The organism is Pseudochrobactrum asaccharolyticum, assembly GCF_003314995.1.
GTDB classification, from domain to species: Bacteria; Pseudomonadota; Alphaproteobacteria; order Rhizobiales; family Rhizobiaceae; genus Pseudochrobactrum; species Pseudochrobactrum asaccharolyticum.
The window spans coordinates 98,851-119,777 of sequence record NZ_QNRH01000003.1 but is presented as its reverse complement, the minus strand read 5'-3'; the positions used below and the strand labels follow the sequence as shown (position 1 = coordinate 119,777).

The window sequence follows — 20,927 nt, the reverse complement described above, 5'->3', positions numbered from 1 at the left end:
AGATGAAACAGAACATCACAGCTTTATTATATAAAGACCAATCTCTGCCCCTTTTTACCACTTCATCCGGAAGCCGACATTCCCTTTATAAGCATAACTGTCTCCGAAATTGCTCAGGCTGGTATTCACTGAATTCTCACCGTAAATAGCGTATTTATCGCCACTCCAGTTATAACTGCCGCCAAGGCCTATTCCGCCCCATAGTCTTTCAGTACGGTTAGCAAACATAACATCGGCAGTTTCCACTTTCGTACCATTCAAAAACTCGTAATAGAGGTTGCCAACACCGTAAATATTACTGCGGGCAATCATACCATCAGCTCCTTGCCATGAATTTTGTCGCTCAACGGCAAGACCCATGCGCCCCTGCAGGCTTGCGGCCCGATCAAGACGTACATGCGCACCAAAAACATCATCAAAGCTGTCAAAAGACACGTGCGAGTAAATTAACTGACCCTGCGGTGTAATCGTCCAGTTCTGATCCAAAGCAAAACGCCGGCCGCCTTCGAGTGACAAGGCATAGCCAAAACCTTTATTACCATGCGTAAGACTGGTACCCGCCAGCTTTGAGCTCAAATCGCTGTTATACCAGGTCGCTTGTGCCTGTCCGTCAGCATAGAAGCCATTTTCGCCATACCAGCTCAGTGCTCCGCCAAAACCATAACCATCCGTTGAAATATCGCCGCCGCCATATGTCTCCGAAATATTACTACCTTCATAGGTCGCACGGATTCTTGCCGAGCCATGCACATAATGCGCTGTAATCCCGCTGATCAGTTTCCCTGCTTCTGTCTCGGTCAGCATACCGTCAATACCGGCCTGCATGCGGAAACTATCAAATGTATTATCTGCATTCGAAGTAGAAGTCTGCGGTTTAACTTTACTGTAAGAGCCCTCTATACGCCCCCAAACACCGTTATGATCGATAACACTACCGGCTTCTCCCGCTTCAGCATAAGGTGATCCGATACTGTCTGCACCTTCAGTCACTACACGGTTACCATCATTATTCCAATAACGACGGCCAACACGCCGCTGCAATGTCGGCAACCCGTTTAAGCCCAGCAGGAATTGCGGATAAACTTCATAAACCGGCACACCCGCCTGATACAGAGGTTTTTCCGGGATAGGCTCAGAGCGCAGATACCAATTACCATCAGCAGGATTTGCGACACCACCCTGATACAACTGATAGGCATAAGCACCGCCGACAACCGCCTGCTTGCCGTTGAAATTATAATTGCCCAGTAAGGTAAATTCACCTTCGGATTTGCCACCGACATTGATCACTTCAATACCGTTGATTGTCTGGGCGCCTTCACCGCCGATATTCTTGACAATAACTTTTGTTTGCCCCGAAGTATCGCCGGTTACAACCAACCGGTCTGTATTGGAATTGTCGCCGCCCAGCACAGTATCCAGAGACAGCACACCATTATCCCCGGTATAATTACCTTTGACCGTCAATGTCCCGATTGAACTCAAATACCCCTGTGCGCCGTCCGGCGTTTTTCCCGGAGCAATAATACCCGCGTTTTTTGTATTCCCGACGAAGCCAATGCCTTCCAAAACACCGTCAAGCTGAACCTGTGCTTCCGCAGCTGAAATATCGCTGTTCACCTGCAAAATGCCGCCAGCAGACCGAAGAACACCATTAAAGCCGAGCTGATCATTCTGCAGAATAGTGCGTCCGGCAGCAGCTTCAAGTATGCCCTTGCCTTTAATCTCAAGCTTGCTAGGCCGCGATGGCCCATCACGATACTTGGCATCAAATTCGTCAAAAACATAATCCGAAGAGGTATGATTAAACCGAACGAGGCCTGAACCTTCACCGAATTCGAGCGTTTTTGCCATGAGCCTGCCAGCTGCGGTCGGTGCTTCACCGACTTTCCCACCAATATTGATGGTTCCGCTACCTCCGGCTTTTTCTCCAACAAAAACAGTTCCGTCAGCCACGTGGTCGGTCAGTTTACGATAAGTATAATAACTATCCTCATCATAAGTCCAGTGTGCAGTTCCAGCCCGCACAACCCCGCCATCTGCAATAGTCAGCGTCCCTTCGCCACTCTCACCAACATAGAGATACCCTGCTGTCGTTGTGATATTCGCTGTCCATTTCATCAGGGAGTCATCAAGGAAACCAGACTGATACCATACAGAGTTTTGTCCCGACACTGTCACTGCACCTATGCCGGAATCCACACCAATACGTGTTCGGTAATCAGCGTATTCTTCTGCTGAGGCATCAGGGTCAAGCGCACCGTTTGCAACACCTTTGTTAAGGAAACTGTGCGCTTTGCCGCCGGCCAGAATATTGACCTCACCGCGGCTGCCGGCTCCATTCCCAATATCCAGTCCTGTCGAAAAAATTGCCACCGGTGCAGAGCCAGAGCTACTTGCTGCTCCCGCGCCTACATTCAGAATACCCTGCCCGCCTGCATTGCCGATACGCATACTATTCTGACTATAATGTCCATAACCGAAATCATTCAGTTTCCCGCCTGCGAGAACATTAACGACCCCCTGACTGCCCGCACCACACCAATAATAAAATTACTGCGCTGGCCTATAGTGAACGCACTTTTATCAATATTGAGCGTACCACTTCCCTGATCTTTGCCAATAAAAATACCTTCATCATTATTAAAATGATAAACTGAGGAACACACCAAGCATTCCTGGCCATTGCTGGGCATGGCAAGCAATTCTTCAATTGTTTTATCCCGATATTCATTCCTGATTTTAAAGGCTGTACCAGGACCACTGCTCGTATCTTTTCCGGTTCCTATCAAATTAAGAGTACCAACACTGCCTGCGCCGGTGCCAACCTCAACACTCCTCGGGCTCATATCAACTATTGCAGGGCCATCTAATGCAATTTGAAGCAATCCTTGCCCGCCATTCGCTCCGACACGCAAATTCTCCCCAAAATCCAGCCCGACATCGTTCATAATATCATCAGGATCGGTCAAAATTTGCAGTTTCAGACTCGCATTCTCGTTCGCAACAGTACCGATCTCCTCAGCAATAGAAGATCTCGGGCGTACTGTTAAATCCATAACGCCAACAGCATGCCCGTTATTGACGGAAGAGCCTGCTCCCAGCGGTCCGCGGAGATCATCCCAGTTCTCTTTTTTAAAAAAGTCATTATCAACCGACCCCAGCCACTCATTCGCCATGGCGACGGATGGTGAACTGACAACGATTATCGCAATAGCAGCTGATGTAAGCAGATGCAGTCGCACTTTACCTCTAATCAAGGTGTATCGTGTTGCACCCTGATGGCGTGTCACCGATATTGCCATAACTGCCCCCTGCGTCCATCGCGGTTCATAATTCAGTAGTTACTTACAGAATCAAAAAAATACCGGATAGAATCAGAATTGGAATCTTTGCAACTCATCTTTTTTGATAAAATTTGGTGGTAATTTTATTATTTAATAATTTAACACATAAAACATCTATGAAATTCTTTATTTTTATTGAATGATGTTTACGATTCACTTAGCGACATGAATATGATCATCATTGTTTTTATTTATGATTTATCTTTTATGTAATAGTGCACTGCCTGAAATAGGAATTATGAATAATGCAGATTTCTTATTCCTCGATACTGCAATCTCCTGTCTCTCTATGTGCTGAAAATCATAAAAATTACGGTTTGATCCAAAAGAAAAACCAGTTATCCTCTTTAAAAAATCTATATACTCCGATCGCTTTATTTGAATTCATCCAGGTAGCGAGCCATTATCCGATCTTTTTTATGGGTGAGGATGACATTTTTCCTGTTGCGATTACCGGTATTCAGCCACCTCCCCCCCCCCAATCCGATGCGCCTGTCGCTCTTTATCAGCCGGCACTCAGGCAGCTCTATCCGTTCGCTTTACACAAACTACCTGATCAGGCAGCAGGCGTACTGCTATTTGATGAAAACAGCAAACAAGTCATACCGTCTGTCAATGATAGCGGCGCTCTGGCTCTGTTTGATACGCACGGGAATCCTACCGATATATTACAGCAGATAGGCACTGCTGCCGCGCAGTTTTATACCGGCCATATGCAGGCAAAAAAGCTGGCTATGGTTCTGAAAAATGCTGCCATACTCACACCAAGCCAGCTTGAATTTAAAGTGGTGGAAGACGGCGTACAAAAAATCTACCGTTTTTACATGATTGATGAGCAAGCTTATCGTCGCCTGCCAGCTCATATTGTGCATAACTGGCATCAGAGAGGCTGGCTCGATGCTGCCGGTCTGATCATTCTTTCACATCTACATTGGTATCGGCATTTAAAAGCCGCACAATTTGCGGAACAGGTATAAAAATGTCCGTCATTTCACTTGCTAAACGACCGGTTATGGTGTCGCTTCCTGCCCAGCAAGAAGACACAACCGTCACTTCAGCATATCATAGCGTTTATATTAAAAGCGGCGTTTATATTGTTCGCAATTTGATTGCCGCAGATGCAAGCGAAGAACTGTTATCCTGGTTGAATCGTGCTGATATGCTACGTGGTCTTAATCTCAGTAAAGTAGATTTTGATCTGGCTCAACTAAGCAGTTTCATTGCCGGATTTGATAATTACTATCATTACATTCTCGGAATTTTTGACAGTGCTGACGACAGACTGGTTGGATTTTACACGATTGATGTTAATCGCACGCACAAAACCGGCAGCCTGACAACCGGTATAGGCGACACCTCAGAACGCGGAAAACGAACATTATGGTCGACAATAGACGCTATTCTTGATCATTTTTACGCCGAACGTGACATTGAGAAATTTACAGCCCGTATTCTGGCACGTAATTATGCCATGCTGTTTAATTTTAAAAACAATACCCGTTTTACATTGGAGGCACATCTTAAAAGGGAATGTATCGCCCCCGATGGTAAACGCGTTGATTTGCTGGTGTTTGCATCCTTTAAAGACACACCACCTCAAATCATTTCCCACCATGCCCTGTCCCATCAGGAACACCAAAACGATGACTGATAAAATTGACTATCTGCAAACAACCCGTGAAATTCTTGCTGGCTGCCTGTTTATTCCGGCAGATACAATTCCTGAAGATGCTGATATCAACTCACTCAGCGATATCGACAGCCTTACATTTGAACTCATCGTTCTGGAAACTGAGAAATTTATCGGGCAGGAAGTCGATCCGATTGCCCTTCTTGATATGCGCACAGTCAAAGATATGGCTGAGCTTTTGAAACAAGCACACCAATGAGCCTTTCTTCCGGTATATGTGCACAGCTCTATGATTTTGCGCGTACCCATAATGGTCAGAATATCTCAACAACACTGAATGGTGTGGATGTTCGCATTATCCAGCGGCATGAAGATGCTGATCACATTCTGCGTCTTAATGCGGCCAATTATCGTAAAAACATGGCATGGTTCCGCCTGGTATTCGGCCCATCACGGTTCTCAGAAGACGGTCATGCATGGCAAATAAGACGGGAGCTGACCCAGTCTTATTTCAATAAGTTTGACCGCGAGAAAACTTTTCAGCTTGCCAGTCATTACGCCACACAGGCCATATCATCCCTCACAAAAACAGCTACAGCCAGCGATCGTATTGATGATGCTATATTGCGCACAATGACAGCAAGTGTTCTTGTTGAGAATTTTTTCGATATCAAACTGGAGGCTACCGGTATTGATTTATCAATACTGGCAACATTCATGGAAGCCGGTTCAGACTATTCCTTTGTGCCGCACGGCAAAACCACCGACCTCTATCGCAACAGATTACAACAACTCCCCGATTTGCGCAGAACAGTTCTCCGTCAGCTCGGATATTTCCGCGATCCTGAGCTGCCTCAATCGCCTTTGTTGCATGATTTGCTGGCAGCTGACCAGCGCGAGGCAGACCGTATCGTTCTAGAACATGAACTGATGACATTCATGGCGGCAGGTGCGGAAACATCAGCTGCAACAATGAGTTGGGCCTGCTATCTTCTGGCACTTTATCCCGAAATTCAGGATCGGTTACGCAGCCTGTCTCAGGCGTTCTGGCAGTCTTCTCATCCGAGCTGGAAAACCCTTGCTTCAATCGCACCTTTAGCCCGTTTCATTTCAGAAACCTTGCGCTTGTTTCCGCCGACCCCGATCGTTGCACGCTATGCGATTGAAGATGACAATCTCAGCGACAATTCTGTACCGGCCGGACAGAATATCATGGTGTCCTTTATCGGTATTCAGCATGACAAGCGTCTGCGTGATAATCCATGGCAGCCCGATATTACAGATAGCCGTGCACAAATTGCTTCTGGCGACACCACGGCATTCAGTATTGGTCCGCGCGTTTGTGGTGGGAAACAATTCGCGCTGTTGGAAATGATCACTTTTTTAAGTATATTCTTGACACGCGCACGATTTGAACTGACTTCTGATGAGCCACCTGCCTATCTCTGGAAATCCCAAATGCTGCGTCAAGGCGGCCAGCCTGTCCGTGTAGTGGAGCTATGAGATGACCGCGGGTGCGCCTCTTTTAAAAACATGGCTCATTACCGGCGCAAGCAGCGGCATCGGCTTCAGCGTGACAAATCAGCTGTTACAGCGTGGCCATAAAGTTGTTGCTTTGGTTCGCAGTCCTCATAAGCTCAAAGCATTATCTGACCAATACCCAACAACACTCTTCGTGCTCAAACTTGACTTGAGACAGTCAGACAAAATCGCGCCTGCAATACACCATGCTTTTCAACTCGCAGGTGGCATAGACATCTTACTCAGTTGTGCTGGCTACGCACTGGTCGGCGCCGCAGAAGAGTTGGATGATACGGCCATTCGCGCTCATATCACAACCAATCTGCTGGCACCGATCTATCTGGCAAAAGCAGTTTTACCGTATTTCAGAAAACAAAAATCCGGACATATTCTGCATATCTCCAGTGAAGGCGGTCAGATCACTTATCCATCTGCAAGTATTTATCATGCCAGCAAATGGGGTGCTGAAGGGTTCTTTGACGCACTCGCAAAAGAAGTACAAAATTTGGGCATCCAAGTTACACTCATAGAGCCCGGGCGAATTAAAACGGAATTTGATAATAATGCTGTTATTATAGAGCCTCTGCTTGACGATTATCGTAAAACAACTGTTGGCACATATTTGCGGCTTTTAACGATGGGGCGGTTTCCTATGATCGGAGATCCTGACAAAGTCGCACAAATGATTATTAAGATCACTACAGATAAAAATTCGCCACTACGACTTATTCTGGGCAGTGATAGCTACAAAAATATAATCCGTGAAACTGAAAAACGTTTGCAGACTGCAAAATTGCAGCAACAATCTTCAAAAAATACAGATATGAATTTTATTGACGATGATTAATAATCATTTAAAGTTTTTTTTATGATATCACAAATAAAATCGGGATGATTTTATTGATTTACGAAAAATTGCATCAAGATATAAGAAAAATAAAATTTTCGGCTAATGTTAACTATGCGATATACAATCACATAGATAATCAAATAGATTTTTTTGAAAAAAATAAACTTTTATCAAAATTAATATCTGAATATAAAAAATACTTAATATCAATAAAAATTGCAGAACTACTGAAAGATTCCTCAGCTTCATTCACAAAAACACGGCTACAATTTTTTACAAGCGACAAACAACTCGCCACGCCGAACCGAACTTCAGCGATTATTGATACTGCTGTCCATCTTGGTTTTTTAACATCAAAACCATCGGTTACTGACAGACGATATAACTCCCTTGCAGCAACAGAAAAATTTTATAAAATTAAAAATGATCAAATTAATATCAATAAGAAATCTTTAAATTTAATATTCCCGAGCATTAAAGTTGAATCAAATACAAATAACTCATCTATACCTGAAAAATTCTTGGAAATATATTTTGGATCGAGTCTTTGTTTTAAAAACAATTCGGCAATAAATATTTTTCTTAAACGAGAGGCCGGATATCCTATCTTATTGAAAATCCTGCAAACTGCCCGTCACTGTCATCATAAACAAGCTATTGCACTATCGTTTTCCCAACTGTCCCGCAATTTCGGAGTATCCAGAGCGCATGTTCAGAAAATGTTTCAAGCGGCACATGATGCAAAGCTCATCAGACTACAGGCTCCCGGCGGCAAAGAAATTGAAATTATGCCACTGCTTGAAAGATTAAGCAGAAACATGATCATTCTTTCTCTGGCTATTGCTAAAGGTGCAATAGATTACACCTACACACAAAATATATATAACAATCAAGAATTTGAAACCGCTATACTTACAGCTCATAATACAATTTTGGATACTGAGAATGTCAGTACAACAATGTTATAATGTTTTCTCAACCTGAAGAAAAAACAATGCAAACAATTTCGCTTGCACAGCGTACCGGTGATTTTGACACGATCAGTCAGGCGCTGGATTATGCCGCTCAAGGTACCAATGGCATCCGTATTTACAATGCAAAAGGGGAAGTTCAACAGAAGCTTTCCTATAAACATTTACAAGAAACGGCTGTCCGGACGGGAAGAAAACTACTTGCATCAGGTCTCAGACGTGGCGACATCGTTGCGATTATCGCCGATACGAGCGCAGAGTTTTTTACGCTCTTTTATGGCTGTCAATATGCAGGGCTTATCGCATGCCCTCTCCCGCATGCACTCTATCTCGGAGGAAAGTCTGCCTATATTCAACGTATCAACAACCTGCTTAAAGCTGCCAATGCCAAAGCATTATGGTATCCTGACAACTTAAAAGATCTGTCAGAGCAATTTATTCATTCCACCTGCGTTCAGGCTTTTGGTTTCTCCGATCTTGCCCATCTTTCGTCTGTAGAACACAGCACCGCACTGCAGCCGGATGAAACTGCCTATATTCAGTTTTCGTCCGGCTCCACGTCAGAGCCGAAAGGTATCGTCATTTCTCAGCAGGCGGTGTCATACAATGCGCGGGGCATATTGCGTGAATGTATTCGTATTACGCCTGAAGATCGCGCATTTTCGTGGCTTCCGCTTTATCATGATATGGGACTGGTTGGTTTTTCAATAGCGCCGCTTTTTGCCCAAACGAATGTTGACTACATTAGTCCTTCTGCCTTTGCACGCAGACCTTTATTATGGCTGCAACTCATGTCCGGGCTTCGCTCGACAATTACTTATGCCCCGATATTCGGCTATCATCTTGCAGCAAACCGCTTCAAGCCAGAAGATACTAACCTTGACCTTTCAGCTATAAAAATCGCGGGCATCGGCGGCGATATGATCCATGCCGGACAATTACATCATTTCTGTACAGTTTTTGCTGATAGCAACTTCAATCCCGGTAGTTTAACTCCGAGCTATGGCATGGCAGAATCCACGCTATTGGTAAGCTACCGGCATGGCCTTAAAACCGACCTCGTCGATAAAACCAAACTGGAAAGAGACGGTATTGCTGTCCCGTGCGTTAATCCAGACAGCCCCGTCCTGACTTTCACAGTTTGTGGAAAACCTCTGACCAGTCACAATGTATATGTCGGCGATATTGATGGCAAAGTATTAGCTCCACGTCATATCGGACATATTTATATAAACGGACCAAGCCTGATGTCCGGCTATAGTCATCCATGCACCGGTCCAAAACCAGATCAACAAGAAAACACGTATCTGGATACAGGAGATATGGGATATCTGTGTGACGGAGAGATCATTATCACCGGTCGTTATAAGGATATGATGACTGTGAATGGCCGGAATATCTGGCCGCAAGATATTGAAAATACTATCGCAAGCCTTCCAAGCATGTCTGCTGCACGCAGCGCAGCATTTTCAGTGAAAGAAGATAACTCTGAGAGCATTATCATTCTGATCGAGACCACTCTGCGTAATGATGAGGAACGGGAAGATCTGATACGGAAAATCAAAACAGCCATTCATACCAGTGAAGGCACCAGCATTAGGGTAACACTGGTTGCGCCCAAAAGCCTTGAATACACATCCTCCGGTAAACTCTCCCGAGCTAAAGCCAAAGCTTTATATTTGTCTTACAGCTCAACAAATATGAGCGGGAAGACACATTCAGAAGAATGACTTCTACAGCTATAAAAGCTGATTGAAATATCACAGGCTCGCTCTTAAGAACGCAAAGCTGTTGCTGCACTCACACGCAGAGCCAGCAGAGCCGGCACCAGAGAAACAACAGCAGCAACCGCGATAAAACCAGCAATCAGCCAAACATCATTCATCGCGAATTCAACCGGCATTCGCACTGCAGTTGTCGCCGTGAGCCATGATGTAATCGCATGTGCCACCGCATAGCCGATTGCGAGGCCGAGAAAAATTCCGAGCAATAGCAACAGGAACAACTCGCCCCAGACAATTGCAATAATAGAGCGGACGGGAGCACCAAATGCCCGTAATGCACCGATCTGGCGTTTGCGCGCGCCGATATGCATAATGGCTACGAGTAAGAGCGCGAAGACAACAATAATTTGTGTCCCGACAGCAATACCAAGCAGCAGACTGCGCGCATCACCAAGTGTCGAATATAATCGTGTGAGCACTTCTGCCGGAAAAACGGCTAATGTATTTTCAGAGCGATATTCCTGACGCAACCGGTAAGCATCGGCAATGGTTTTAGGCTTCACCAGAATTGCCGGAATGCCTGGGCTTTTCGCATCAAAAACTTCATCAAGAGGCGCATCAACATCAATCTCGTGATCATGATCGTGCGGCGTATCGGCGTGCTCACTATGGTCATGCTCTTCATGCGCTTCCATGCCGTGCAACTGCCAGACCGTTCGCATTGGCACAAGAATAGCACGATCCCATGCCGTACCGGTCGGCGCCATTCTGCCTGATATCTGATATCTGATTTCGGTATGGGCATGACCACCGGCTTCCACTGTCCCATGCATCGGGCTTACCCTGCCGCCCACATCCAGATCAACGGCCGAGCCAATCACCGCTTCTCCCAAGCGCGAGAACAATTTCCCCTCCTCAAGCTCCAGTGACAGAGCTGAAATCAGATCGGTGGTTGTGCCGACAATCGGGAACCCCATCGCACTGTCACCAAAACCGATCGGCGCAGCAAAAGCGACGCGAGTGTCTTTGCTGAGTTTGTCCAGCATTGCGCCGGATATAAGCGGTAATGGTGAAGGCTGCAGAAAAACAGATGATAATGTCAGCTGTGTATCACTACCGGCCGCACCGATGACCAGATCGAACTTGTCTGATGCGCGTGCAGTGCCAAGACGTACCGCCCTCTCCTGCAATGTGACGACAGAGCTTAATGCCACCGACAATGCCAGCAGCACGATAATAGCAACAGCACCGCCCCAAAATCGACGCAGATCGGCAAAGATAAATGCGATCATGGTAATTCTGCCTTCGTACTGTCGCTGCTGATTTTGCCGCCTTCCAGCCGGATGTGCCGCTGCAAATATTGCATCAGTTGCGGATCATGCGTGACAACAATCAGTGTTGCCTGCTCCTCTGTTGCAAGACGTACCAGCAGTTCCGCAACATCCGCACCGGTTTTCTGATCAAGACTTGCCGTCGGTTCATCTGCCACAATCACGCCGGGCTTTGCCAGCAAGGCACGCGCAATCGCCACACGCTGCATCTCTCCGCGCGACAGAGTTTCGATATGTTGTGAAGGGCGGCTAATGCCAACAGTTTCAAGCAGGCCAAGTGCACGCTCACGATCGGCAGCTTTTACACCACGGTTCAGCTTGAGCGGCAAAAGCACATTGGCGAGCGCTGAAAGACCGGCGAACAGATGAAAGTCCTGCATGACTAAGCCGATATTGCGGGCACGAAACGCATCGCGTTTGAAAGCGGAAAGGCTACTGGTTTCCGTATCGCCCCAGATAACTTTTCCGGTCTTAACTGCTTCAAGACCAGTTATCGCATTAACGAGGGTACTTTTGCCCGAGCCTGATGCACCGGTAATGGCTAAATGCTCTCCGGCAGCAAGGCTAAATTTTTCAATGGATAAAACCGGAAGCTGAAGTCCGGCAAAACGAACTTCCAGCTGTGTAATATCAAGCGGCAGGCCAGAGACTTTGGCAGGTATCATCATCAGACCGTTTTGAAAGAAGCGTCACGCAGGCGGAGCTGGCTAACAAAGCCGGTTTCCGGATCCGTCCATGAGCCATATTCCAAAGTACCGCGCGTCAGGATCGGCGCATTAAACTGTACAAATGTCTGTTTGGAAGCGAGGTAAACCACCATAATATTATCCGGCCAATCGGAATCCGATGAACAAAACGGACAAATCGACATCGGAATTTCGGTCAGAACAAAGAAATTGGCCTCAGCCTTCAGCGGCGGCGCCATAAAACCACTAATTTCGACTTGTTTTCCCGCAGAATTTTTTACCTGATCCGAAAACTCCAGCCCCAGAACACCAAAGCTTTTATAGAGTTTGTCAAAGCCAAGCTGCTCGCTGGCAGATGTCCGGTTAGTCAAGCTCAGCAAAGGTGCACTTGCCAATGCAGCAAGCATAAGCTGCCTGCGGTTGAGATATTGTCCTGTGCGCATTTTACTCTCCGCAGAAAAACCGGACAGGCGGGTAGCCCCGCCTGCCCCTGTTCAAAGAATGATTATTCAGATTTTGCTTTGCCAAGTGCCAAGACGTCAGCCAGCACACGATAGACATCGCTCTGTTCCATATAACCACGCAGACCTTCAGAACCCGGTCCTGTTGCCTGCAGCACAACATCATCCACAGAGTGAACGCCGGTGTCATCTTCGCGCGGGATGTTACCCTGCACGAAAACCGCACCCGGAACATCTTTGTAAGCCTCGTTGGCTACATATTCGCCTTTCTCGTTCTTCAGTGCCGGTACGAAAGCACCATCCATTTTCGGACGGAACGTTTCATAATGGTCCGGACCATTATTGGCCGAGAGGAACAGGCGGCGGGATACATCAACAGTGTCCGGATAGCCATCGCCATTGCTGTCTACGTAATTCGGGAAACCGGCATTGTCATAGGTGCCGACTTTTTCACGCATATCATCGCCCGGTTTTTCATCATCAACGGTACCGATAATCGAAACACCATGTGTATGGTCACCGGTCACGATGATCAGTGTATCCGGATTTTTCGCAGCAAATTCACGGGCAACACCGACAGCTTTGTCGAACTCGATGGTTTCAATCAAAGCACGGTCCCAGTCGAGCGGGTGGCTCATTTTGTCGACCGATGCGCCTTCAACCATCAGGAAGAAGCCTTCCGGATTCTTGGACAGTTTTTCCAGAGCGGTTTTGGTCATATCAACCAGACCCGGCTGGTTTGGGAACTTCTCAACAGTGCCTTTCTTGAGGAACTCACGATCAAGTGTCACATCAAGATTGCCGGTGTGGAAAAGACCAAGCAGTTTATCCTGATTAGAGGTATTGGCTGCAGCAAGCTCATCTTTGCTGGTCGCCAGCGCATAACCTGCATCTTTGAAAAGCTGGATGTAATCTTTGTCATCTTTACGCTTGGAACCCGGCACATCCTTGGCAAGGAAATAGGCCGAACCGCCGCCGAGCAATACATCAGGTTTTACATCATAAATCATACCGACAATATCAGCTTTATCGGCGCGTTTGCGTGTATGTGCAACCAGTGCCGCAGGCGTTGCATCCTGAAGCTCAGAATTTGTCACAATGCCGATGGATTTTTTAGTCTCGCGGCGCATTGCTTCGGCGATTGTTTCAACCTTAGGGTCATCCAGACTGTCCGGTGTACGATCAGCATAAACACCCAATGCATTCACGCGCGATTTATGGCCGGTCATATAAGCCGACATTGTATTGGCACTATCGGTTGCGATCGAATGGGTTGAGGATGTACCGATGAAAGCAACCGGAGGAATGTCATCCATATTGAGACGGCCATTGGCCTTCCCCTCTGTCATGCCTTTGGACATGATGCGGGCACCGGTGCGGTGAGCAACCGACAAACCATCGGCGATCAGGAAAATCACATTCTTGGCTTTGGCTTCTGAACCGGTTGCATAAACATCCCAGTTTACAGATTTGGTTTCTTCGCCTGCAGAAACTTCAACCTTGTAATCACCGGCTTTACCGATTTTAAGACCGCGCAGGATGAGAGCTGAGCCCAGAACTTTATCTTCAGCGCCCTTTTCTTCAGCAACGAACTCGGCGTTGCTGCCGAACACTGCTTCGTAGTTCTGACCATTCACAGTGACTTTGATGTCTTCCGGTTTGACAACTTTGTCGAACTCAACTTTGAAATCAAATGGTGAATTGACGAGGATTGTTGCCCTGTCCAGCGGATAGACGGTTGCAGCACCGGCTGTTGTCGTAAGCATAGTCGCCGAAGCGAGAGCGAGAAGCAATTTGCGCATATCAGAAATTCCTACAGTGAGTCCCATACAGAACCCGAATAAGAATTTCGGATGACAGTTATATAACAGTCCGCCGACAGATTTGTGAAATTCAGCAATCCGGCTCAGCTATCACCGGAAATCAGACGGATTTTACATTAAAATGACAATCCTGATGCTTAAATCATGCCATTGCAGACATGGAGACGACATAAAACTGCAATGATTATTTCACATCCACGCGCAAATAATTTTATTCAAATGATAATCAGACGTCATACTCCAGAGCTAAGGATCAGCGTGTTCGTTTTCGTAACTTAAGGAAACCCTATGCGCCTTAGCCATCTGCTCGCTTCCATTGCTGCAATTACCTTATCCACACCAAGTCTGGCCGAAGAAGTCTTTTCTGCCAAACTGGCAGGCCATGCATATCTGCCGGCCTTAACACTGATTACACCACCGGCAGATGCGCCTCGCGATGCATGGGTTTCCGGCAAATTCACCGGCAAAACACGCAATGACAAGCCGATGACTGTCATGGGTGATGTTGGTAAAGCCTATGGCAGCCATACCACCGGCATTTCTCTGCCTTTTATTGGACAGCCTGTGCAGGGCATGTCCGGCTTTGCGATGAACCGTGCAGCTGATGGCAGCATCTTCACCCTGACGGATAATGGATTTGGCACCAAGGCGAACAGCCCTGATGCTTTGCTGTTTTTCCATCGCATGAAACCGGATTTTGAGAGCGGCAAAGTTGAGCGTGTAGACTCCGTCTTCCTGCACGATCCGGATAAGAAAGTGCCATTTCGTATCGCCTATGAAGGTACAGACAGCCGCTATCTGACCGGTGCTGATTTCGATCCGGAAAGCATTCAATATCTTAATGATGAGATTTGGATCGGTGATGAGTTCGGACCTTATATCATCCGCGCGGGTCTTGATGGCCGCGTGAAAGCTGTCTATCCGACCATGCTCGATGGCAAACAACTGACCGGTCCTGATACACCGGGGACAGTTGTACCGGCCGTTGCCGGTAAAGATTATCGTGTTCAGCGTTCCGGTGGTTATGAAGGCATGGCCTTGCAGCCAAAAACCAATCAGCTTTGGGCAATGCTGGAAAAACCACTTTACGATGAGAGCGGCAAGCCGGAAGGCGATTTCCTCCGTGTCATGACTTTTGACACCGGCAAAGGCGAATGGACAGGCAATAATTACCGTTTCCGCCTTGCTGAAGGTGCAACAGCCATCGGTGATTTCAATTTCATTGATGATACCCGCGCATTGGTGATTGAACGCGATAATGGTGAAGGCGATCCGAGCCTTGCATGTAAGACAGACGATCTTTCAGCCTGCTATCCGCTGCCGGCCAAAGTGAAGAATATCGTTCTGGTTGATACAGCTAAAATTGATGCGGACGGCTATATTCACCGTATCGGTCATATCAATTTGATGGATATTCAGGATCCGGATAATAAGGCAATCCTGAAAACCGGTGCCGCCCGTGATCTCAAAGGTAAATTCACCTTCCCGTTTTTCACCATTGAAGATGTGATGCGTGTCGACGAGAACCATATTCTGGTTGGCAATGACAATAATTTGCCATTCTCCGCCGGACGTCAGATCGGTGAAGCAGCGAATAATGAGTTTATCTTGCTGGAAGTAGCCGATTTTCTGGCTGCTAAATAAAACAATTGGCTTGTGCTTATAAAGGCTGCGCAGGCCACTGGTAAACAGATTATCAAAAATCCAGATAGATACAGGACAGTATCTGTCTGGAATATCCTATGTGTAAGACTAGGAAATCTCATTATATCCACCTGGACAGTGTCAAAGAAATATTTGTGATTAGGTTTTGATGATGCGTGACTTAAGGTTGATTGAGCACCCTCGACGATAATTGTACCATCTTTCATCGCAATCAAATGTGAAGCATAGCGACAGCTTGATTATGATTTATGCACCATGGCCATGAGCGTACGCCGTTCTGCGTTCACGCTCTTCAGTCGCTCCATCAGTTCAATCTGATAGGCAAGATCTAGAAACATAGTTGGTTTGTCCAACAACAAGATTGGTGTTTCTTGTGCCAACACCGTGCAATCTGGACACACTGGTGCTGACCACCAGAAAGTTCACTCACCAACCAATCTGAAAACACGCTGACCTTGGTGATCTAAAAATCATCACAACACTGCAGGATCGTCTCACTCATCATGACTACATTATTGAAAATAGTAATGAATCTTGACGTTTCGAAAGCCCTTTGCAAAATGCAATAAAAAATCTGCAGGTCTAATATCGCGCCTGATCAGGGGCGCAAATCAACCCAAACATGGGTCAATCAGTTAGGTATGAAAATCCGGCCGTTCCGCAGCCGAAAATATTCACCAGCCTCAGGCCGCTCTTGTGCAATTTTTCAGGTCTAAATTATACCCGTGATCTGCCAGCGCCGGATTTCACCTGCCCGCCAGACCAGACAATGTACTGGCTGGCGGGCAGTTTCTCGATCTTAGGCAGCCTTTGCGAAAAGCCAGACACTTTCGCGCGGGATATCGACCCAGACAGGTCCTTCCGGCAACGCCTTAGGGCCAAATGCTTTGGCGGCAAAGTCTCCGGCGCGTAAACGATACTCCCAGCGATCCCCAAGATACAGGCATGCATCGAGATGCATCTCTTTGCGATGCTGGGCAGGCGTGTCATGAACAGCGATCTGCTCAACACGGATTACGGCCTTATCATTGTTCTCGTCACTGTTTCCGACAAGCACACCATCCAGCTGCCAGTTACTTCCGTGAATACTGGCCTCTTCTCCTGTCTGGCGGATCTCGCCATTGGCGACATTATTGGCACCAAGGAAATCAGCTGCATAGAAGCTCTTTGGCTTGGTATAAATATCCTGCGGCGTTCCTTCCTGCACAATGGCTCCGTTACGCAACAGCAGGATATTGTCCGACGCGGCGAGCGCTTCGGATTGATCATGGGTAACAAGGACACCGCAGATTTCGAGATCGAGGATCAGCTTACGTATCCAGTAGCGTGCTTCTTCGCGGAGTTTCGCATCAAGGTTTGAAAGCGGTTCGTCCATCAGCAATACACGCGGCTCATAGACCAAAGCACGGCAAATAGCGACGCGCTGCTGCTGCCCGCCGGAAAGCTGATCCGGATAACGCTCTGCAAGATGGCCAAGACCAATCTTTTCCAAAGTTGCTTGTACCCGCTTGCCAGCTTCCACCTTGTTGACGCCACGCAACTTCAAACCATAAGCAACATTTTCCATAACCGTACGGTGAGGCCAAAGCGCATAGGATTGAAACACAAGACCGATGTTACGGTTTTCCGGAGCGACGCTCATGCCTTTACTGCCGTCAAGCACCGGTTTACCGCCGATACTGATTAAGCCTTCTTCGGGCTGTTCCAAACCAGCAATACAGCGCAACAGGGTTGTTTTTCCGCTGCCCGATGCGCCAAGCAGGGAGACAATAGAGCCACGTTCCGCAGTGAAAGACGCACCTTGCAAAATATGCAAGCCACCGAGATATTTATGAACGTCACGTACAATAAGTTCAGTCATGGATTTTTGCTCCCAGACGAAGGGCGAGACCAAGGCCTGCGCCGGTAAGAACGATACTAACAAAGGCGAGTGCTGCAATCGTATCCATTGCACCGGATTGGATCATCGACACCATCAGCGAACCAATGACTTCAGTTCCGGCGCTCATGAGATAAATACCGGTTGCGTAGTCACGTAAGAAGACGATCATGATCAGTGCCCATGCGCCGACGAGACCCGGACGCACGATCGGAATGACAACATCACGCCAGGTCTGCCCGATGGTTGCACCGGTTGTGCGTGCAGCCTCTTCCAGTTCAGGGCTAACCTGAATAAGCGTGCCTTGCAAAAGCCGAAGCCCGTAAGAAAGACCGACAATCAAGTAGGCAATAAACAAGCTTATCAGTGTTGTACGCAACGGCACGAGGAAAGGAATGAACAGGAAGAGCCAGAAGAATGCGAGACCAATAATCAGACTTGGCATCGAACGCGGTAACAAAACCATATAGTCAAGCACCGTATTGGAGACATCACGGTTGCGATGACCGGCAAGACCAACGATCAGATAGAAGGCTACGGCTATGGCTCCGCCTACGACGGCCAGAATAATCGTGTTCAGAACACCACGATAAAGGCTCGGAACTTCAAACAATGCATTGAAATGCTTGGTTGTGAGATGAGCAAAGGGATTAACACCCTGCCCCCATGCATCAACGAAAGCACGCAATATGATACCGCCGATTGGCAGAATGACCGACAGGAAGAGCCAGAAACCAATCAGGGAAAGCGCTATAATCTGTCCCGTCCGCCCTAACCGCATCACAGTCGTGCGTGCTCCTTTGCCTCCGAGCGCCGCATAACGGCGGCTATGGCGCAACAGACGGCGCTGATACCAAACCAAAGGCAAGGTCAGAAGCACCAGCAGCACCACCACAACAGCCATCAGCTGATAGGTCGGGACACCAAAAAGCGTGGTGAGTTTATAAATATAAGTCGTCAGAACGTTGATGCCGCTCGGATCGCCCAACACCAAAGGCACGCCGAACATCTCAAAACCGATCAGCAGATTAAGCGCAGTTGCAAAAATCAGCGCAGGCAGCACCATCGGTACGGTCACATCCCAGCACACGCGCCAAATAGGTGCGCCGGTAATACGCGCTGCCTCTTCGAGATCTGACGGCAGATTGCGCATTGCCGCCGAAACATACAGATAAACATGCGGCACATGGGCAAGGCCGGTCACGAGGACAATGCCGCCTAAAGAGTAGATATTCCACGGCACGAAACCAAAAATGTCCCGCGCCAAGATCGACACAAATCCTGACGGGCCGATAGCAACAGTATATCCGAATGCAAGAACCAGTGCCGAAATGAACATCGGCACCAAAACGATGACCTCGAGCGCCTTACGAAAACGAACATCTGTGCGTGTGAGTAGGAAAGAAAGTGCTGCACCAAGAGGCACCGCGATCATCACCATCCCCACCGCCATGATGACAGTGTTCCACAAGGCATCATAAAACATCGGATCGACGAGGATATATTCATAGGCGCTTAGCCCTAATTGGGCATTGGCACTAAAAAACGGGCCGTCAAGAAAGCTTTGATAAACAATCAGGCAGATTGGTGTCAGTACGCAAAGTGTCAGCACACCGATCACAAGACGCCGGAACAGCAATGCCTCACCGGGCGCTCGAGGTGTCCTCAGACGCCCTTGACTAGGTGCCTGATCAACTAATTTTTGGGTATAGGTATCCGCCGGCATGGGTTGTAACCTCCGGGAAACAAGCGATTTAGAAAAAACTGACGAGGTAGGCGCGATATTGCCTTGAGGCAGGCAGGCATCAGAAGATGCCCTGCCTGACCAACATAGGCTGGTAAAGGATTACCCTTTCAGAGCTGAGCGCCATTCATTGAGGAATTTCATGCGTTTCGTAGGATCCATGAAATTCAAAAGTGTTTCATCAAGAGCGATTGGCTTGAGGTTGCCACCAACCAGCTCATTCAGCGTGTCCATATTGTAACCTTCTGTCGTATCCTTACGCAGTGCAGGCATACCTTTGGATGCAAGAGCTGACTGACCTTCCTGAGAAAGCAGGAAATCAATGAAAAGCTTTCCGGCATTTGGATGCGGTGCATCTTTCAGCACACCTGCCACTCGTGAGAAAGCCGGCGTGTAATCTTTACCAAAAGCAACACCCAGATTTGGCGCACTCTTGACCCAATCCAGCGCATAGGAGCCGATCAGATTATAGGCGAGCACATTTTCACCGGAAACCACGGTTTCACGCATAGAGCCTGTAGAAGAATAAGATTTTCCCTTAGCCGTGCCGAGCGCTTTAGTGAGCTCCCAGAAATTGCTGGTATTATCCAGATCATTGGTCTGAATAAGGAAGCCAACCCCTGATTTTTCAGGGTCGAAAGTCGCGATCCGGCCATTATATTCACCACTGGAAATGAATTTGATCAGATCTTCGCGTGTTTGCGGCACCTTATCTTCCGATAGTGCCGTCTTGTTGTAAATCATCCCGATTGGCTCGACAGACGTCGCATAAACGATATCTTTATAGATTGCCCAGCTTGGCAGTGATGCAGCCTCAGATGATTTATAGGCTTCCAGATAACCGTCGACTGCAAGCTTCACGCCCTGATCCATCGCCGAGGTCCAGAATACATCACCACCGACCTGCTTTGCGGCAGCTTCAGAGATCACACGGTTGTAAACACCGTTTGTGCCGATATCATTATAGTCGATACGGATGCCAGGGTACTTTTTGGTAAATGCGTCCAGGGCAGCTTGTGCTTGCGCCTGATCGGTCGCCGCATAAATTGTGACGGAGCCTTCTTTGCGGGCTGCTTCTGCAAGCTCTTCACCTGCCGCCAAGGCTGGCATGGCGAGACCGAGAACTGCTGTACTCGTAATCAGGGCATAAGAAAAAGAATGCTTCACTTCCATAATCCTCCCAAAATCATTTTTCATTTCCGAGGAAGGATGTTCCGCATAATATAATAATTATTATACTTATTTAAATTTGCTAAATATTTACAATACCAGACATAGCTCTAGTATTTCCGCTT

General features: G+C 47.4%; 17 protein-coding genes. 8 read left to right on the top strand and 9 right to left on the bottom strand.

Annotated features, from left to right (window positions below):
* Positions 1-54: 54 nt before the first annotated feature.
* Positions 55-2,454: an autotransporter family protein gene (locus DFR47_RS09075; RefSeq protein WP_113944101.1), complete on the bottom strand. Its 2,400-nt coding sequence runs from the start codon at positions 2,452-2,454 to the stop codon at positions 55-57.
* 35 nt (positions 2,455-2,489) lie between these two features.
* Positions 2,490-3,305, bottom strand: coding sequence for a hypothetical protein (locus tag DFR47_RS09070; protein ID WP_113944100.1), 816 nt, complete (start codon positions 3,303-3,305; stop codon positions 2,490-2,492).
* A gap of 287 nt (positions 3,306-3,592) precedes the next feature.
* On the opposite strand from DFR47_RS09070, the gene DFR47_RS09065 reads away from it, so the two are divergent.
* Genes DFR47_RS09065 through DFR47_RS09035 form a run of 7 tightly spaced genes read left to right on the top strand, consistent with a single transcriptional unit; the run spans position 3,593 to position 10,049 of the window.
* Positions 3,593-4,324 (top strand): SapC family protein, encoded by a 732-nt coding sequence (locus tag DFR47_RS09065; RefSeq protein ID WP_113944099.1) that lies wholly within the window; start codon positions 3,593-3,595, stop codon positions 4,322-4,324.
* 2 nt (positions 4,325-4,326) lie between these two features.
* The gene (locus DFR47_RS09060; RefSeq protein WP_210207287.1) at positions 4,327-4,998 is read left to right on the top strand and encodes a GNAT family N-acetyltransferase; all 672 of its coding nucleotides are present in this window, start codon (positions 4,327-4,329) and stop codon (positions 4,996-4,998) included.
* Positions 4,991-5,236, top strand: a complete 246-nt coding sequence (locus DFR47_RS09055; protein ID WP_113944098.1) for an acyl carrier protein — start codon at positions 4,991-4,993, stop codon at positions 5,234-5,236. Before DFR47_RS09060 ends, DFR47_RS09055 begins: the two co-directional genes overlap by 8 nt.
* Positions 5,233-6,480: a cytochrome P450 gene (locus tag DFR47_RS09050; protein WP_113944097.1), complete on the top strand. Its 1,248-nt coding sequence runs from the start codon at positions 5,233-5,235 to the stop codon at positions 6,478-6,480. The genes DFR47_RS09055 and DFR47_RS09050 overlap by 4 nt, the downstream gene beginning before the upstream one ends.
* A gap of 1 nt (position 6,481) precedes the next feature.
* Positions 6,482-7,345, top strand: coding sequence for an SDR family oxidoreductase (locus DFR47_RS09045; RefSeq protein WP_113944096.1), 864 nt, complete (start codon positions 6,482-6,484; stop codon positions 7,343-7,345).
* Positions 7,346-7,398: 53 nt separating this feature from the next.
* Positions 7,399-8,316 (top strand): hypothetical protein, encoded by a 918-nt coding sequence (locus DFR47_RS09040; protein WP_113944095.1) that lies wholly within the window; start codon positions 7,399-7,401, stop codon positions 8,314-8,316.
* Positions 8,316-10,049, top strand: coding sequence for a fatty acyl-AMP ligase (locus tag DFR47_RS09035; RefSeq protein ID WP_113944094.1), 1,734 nt, complete (start codon positions 8,316-8,318; stop codon positions 10,047-10,049). The genes DFR47_RS09040 and DFR47_RS09035 overlap by 1 nt, the downstream gene beginning before the upstream one ends.
* 44 nt (positions 10,050-10,093) lie before the next feature.
* Here the strand turns inward: DFR47_RS09035 and DFR47_RS09030 are convergent, their stop codons facing one another.
* From DFR47_RS09030 to DFR47_RS09015, 4 genes are all read right to left on the bottom strand, one after another.
* Positions 10,094-11,335 carry an ABC transporter permease gene (locus DFR47_RS09030; protein ID WP_113944093.1) on the bottom strand — a complete coding sequence of 414 codons (1,242 nt, stop codon included), beginning with the start codon at positions 11,333-11,335 and terminating at the stop codon, positions 10,094-10,096.
* Positions 11,332-12,042, bottom strand: coding sequence for an ABC transporter ATP-binding protein (locus DFR47_RS09025; protein WP_113944092.1), 711 nt, complete (start codon positions 12,040-12,042; stop codon positions 11,332-11,334). The genes DFR47_RS09030 and DFR47_RS09025 overlap by 4 nt, the downstream gene beginning before the upstream one ends.
* Positions 12,042-12,503 (bottom strand): hypothetical protein, encoded by a 462-nt coding sequence (locus DFR47_RS09020; protein ID WP_113944091.1) that lies wholly within the window; start codon positions 12,501-12,503, stop codon positions 12,042-12,044. The genes DFR47_RS09025 and DFR47_RS09020 overlap by 1 nt, the downstream gene beginning before the upstream one ends.
* Before the next feature lie 62 nt (positions 12,504-12,565).
* Entirely contained in the window at positions 12,566-14,323 is a 1,758-nt protein-coding gene (locus DFR47_RS09015; protein WP_113944488.1) for an alkaline phosphatase, read from the bottom strand.
* A gap of 309 nt (positions 14,324-14,632) precedes the next feature.
* On the opposite strand from DFR47_RS09015, the gene DFR47_RS09010 reads away from it, so the two are divergent.
* Positions 14,633-15,988, top strand: coding sequence for an esterase-like activity of phytase family protein (locus DFR47_RS09010; protein ID WP_113944090.1), 1,356 nt, complete (start codon positions 14,633-14,635; stop codon positions 15,986-15,988).
* Positions 15,989-16,808: 820 nt separating this feature from the next.
* Here DFR47_RS09010 and DFR47_RS09005 read toward each other — a convergent pair.
* The 3 genes from DFR47_RS09005 to DFR47_RS08995 form a co-directional block, all read right to left on the bottom strand.
* Positions 16,809-17,870: an ABC transporter ATP-binding protein gene (locus tag DFR47_RS09005; protein ID WP_113944089.1), complete on the bottom strand. Its 1,062-nt coding sequence runs from the start codon at positions 17,868-17,870 to the stop codon at positions 16,809-16,811.
* Positions 17,863-19,614: an ABC transporter permease gene (locus DFR47_RS09000; protein ID WP_245416514.1), complete on the bottom strand. Its 1,752-nt coding sequence runs from the start codon at positions 19,612-19,614 to the stop codon at positions 17,863-17,865. The genes DFR47_RS09005 and DFR47_RS09000 overlap by 8 nt, the downstream gene beginning before the upstream one ends.
* Before the next feature lie 120 nt (positions 19,615-19,734).
* Entirely contained in the window at positions 19,735-20,805 is a 1,071-nt protein-coding gene (locus DFR47_RS08995) for an ABC transporter substrate-binding protein (RefSeq protein ID WP_245416513.1), read from the bottom strand.
* Positions 20,806-20,927: the final 122 nt, after the last annotated feature.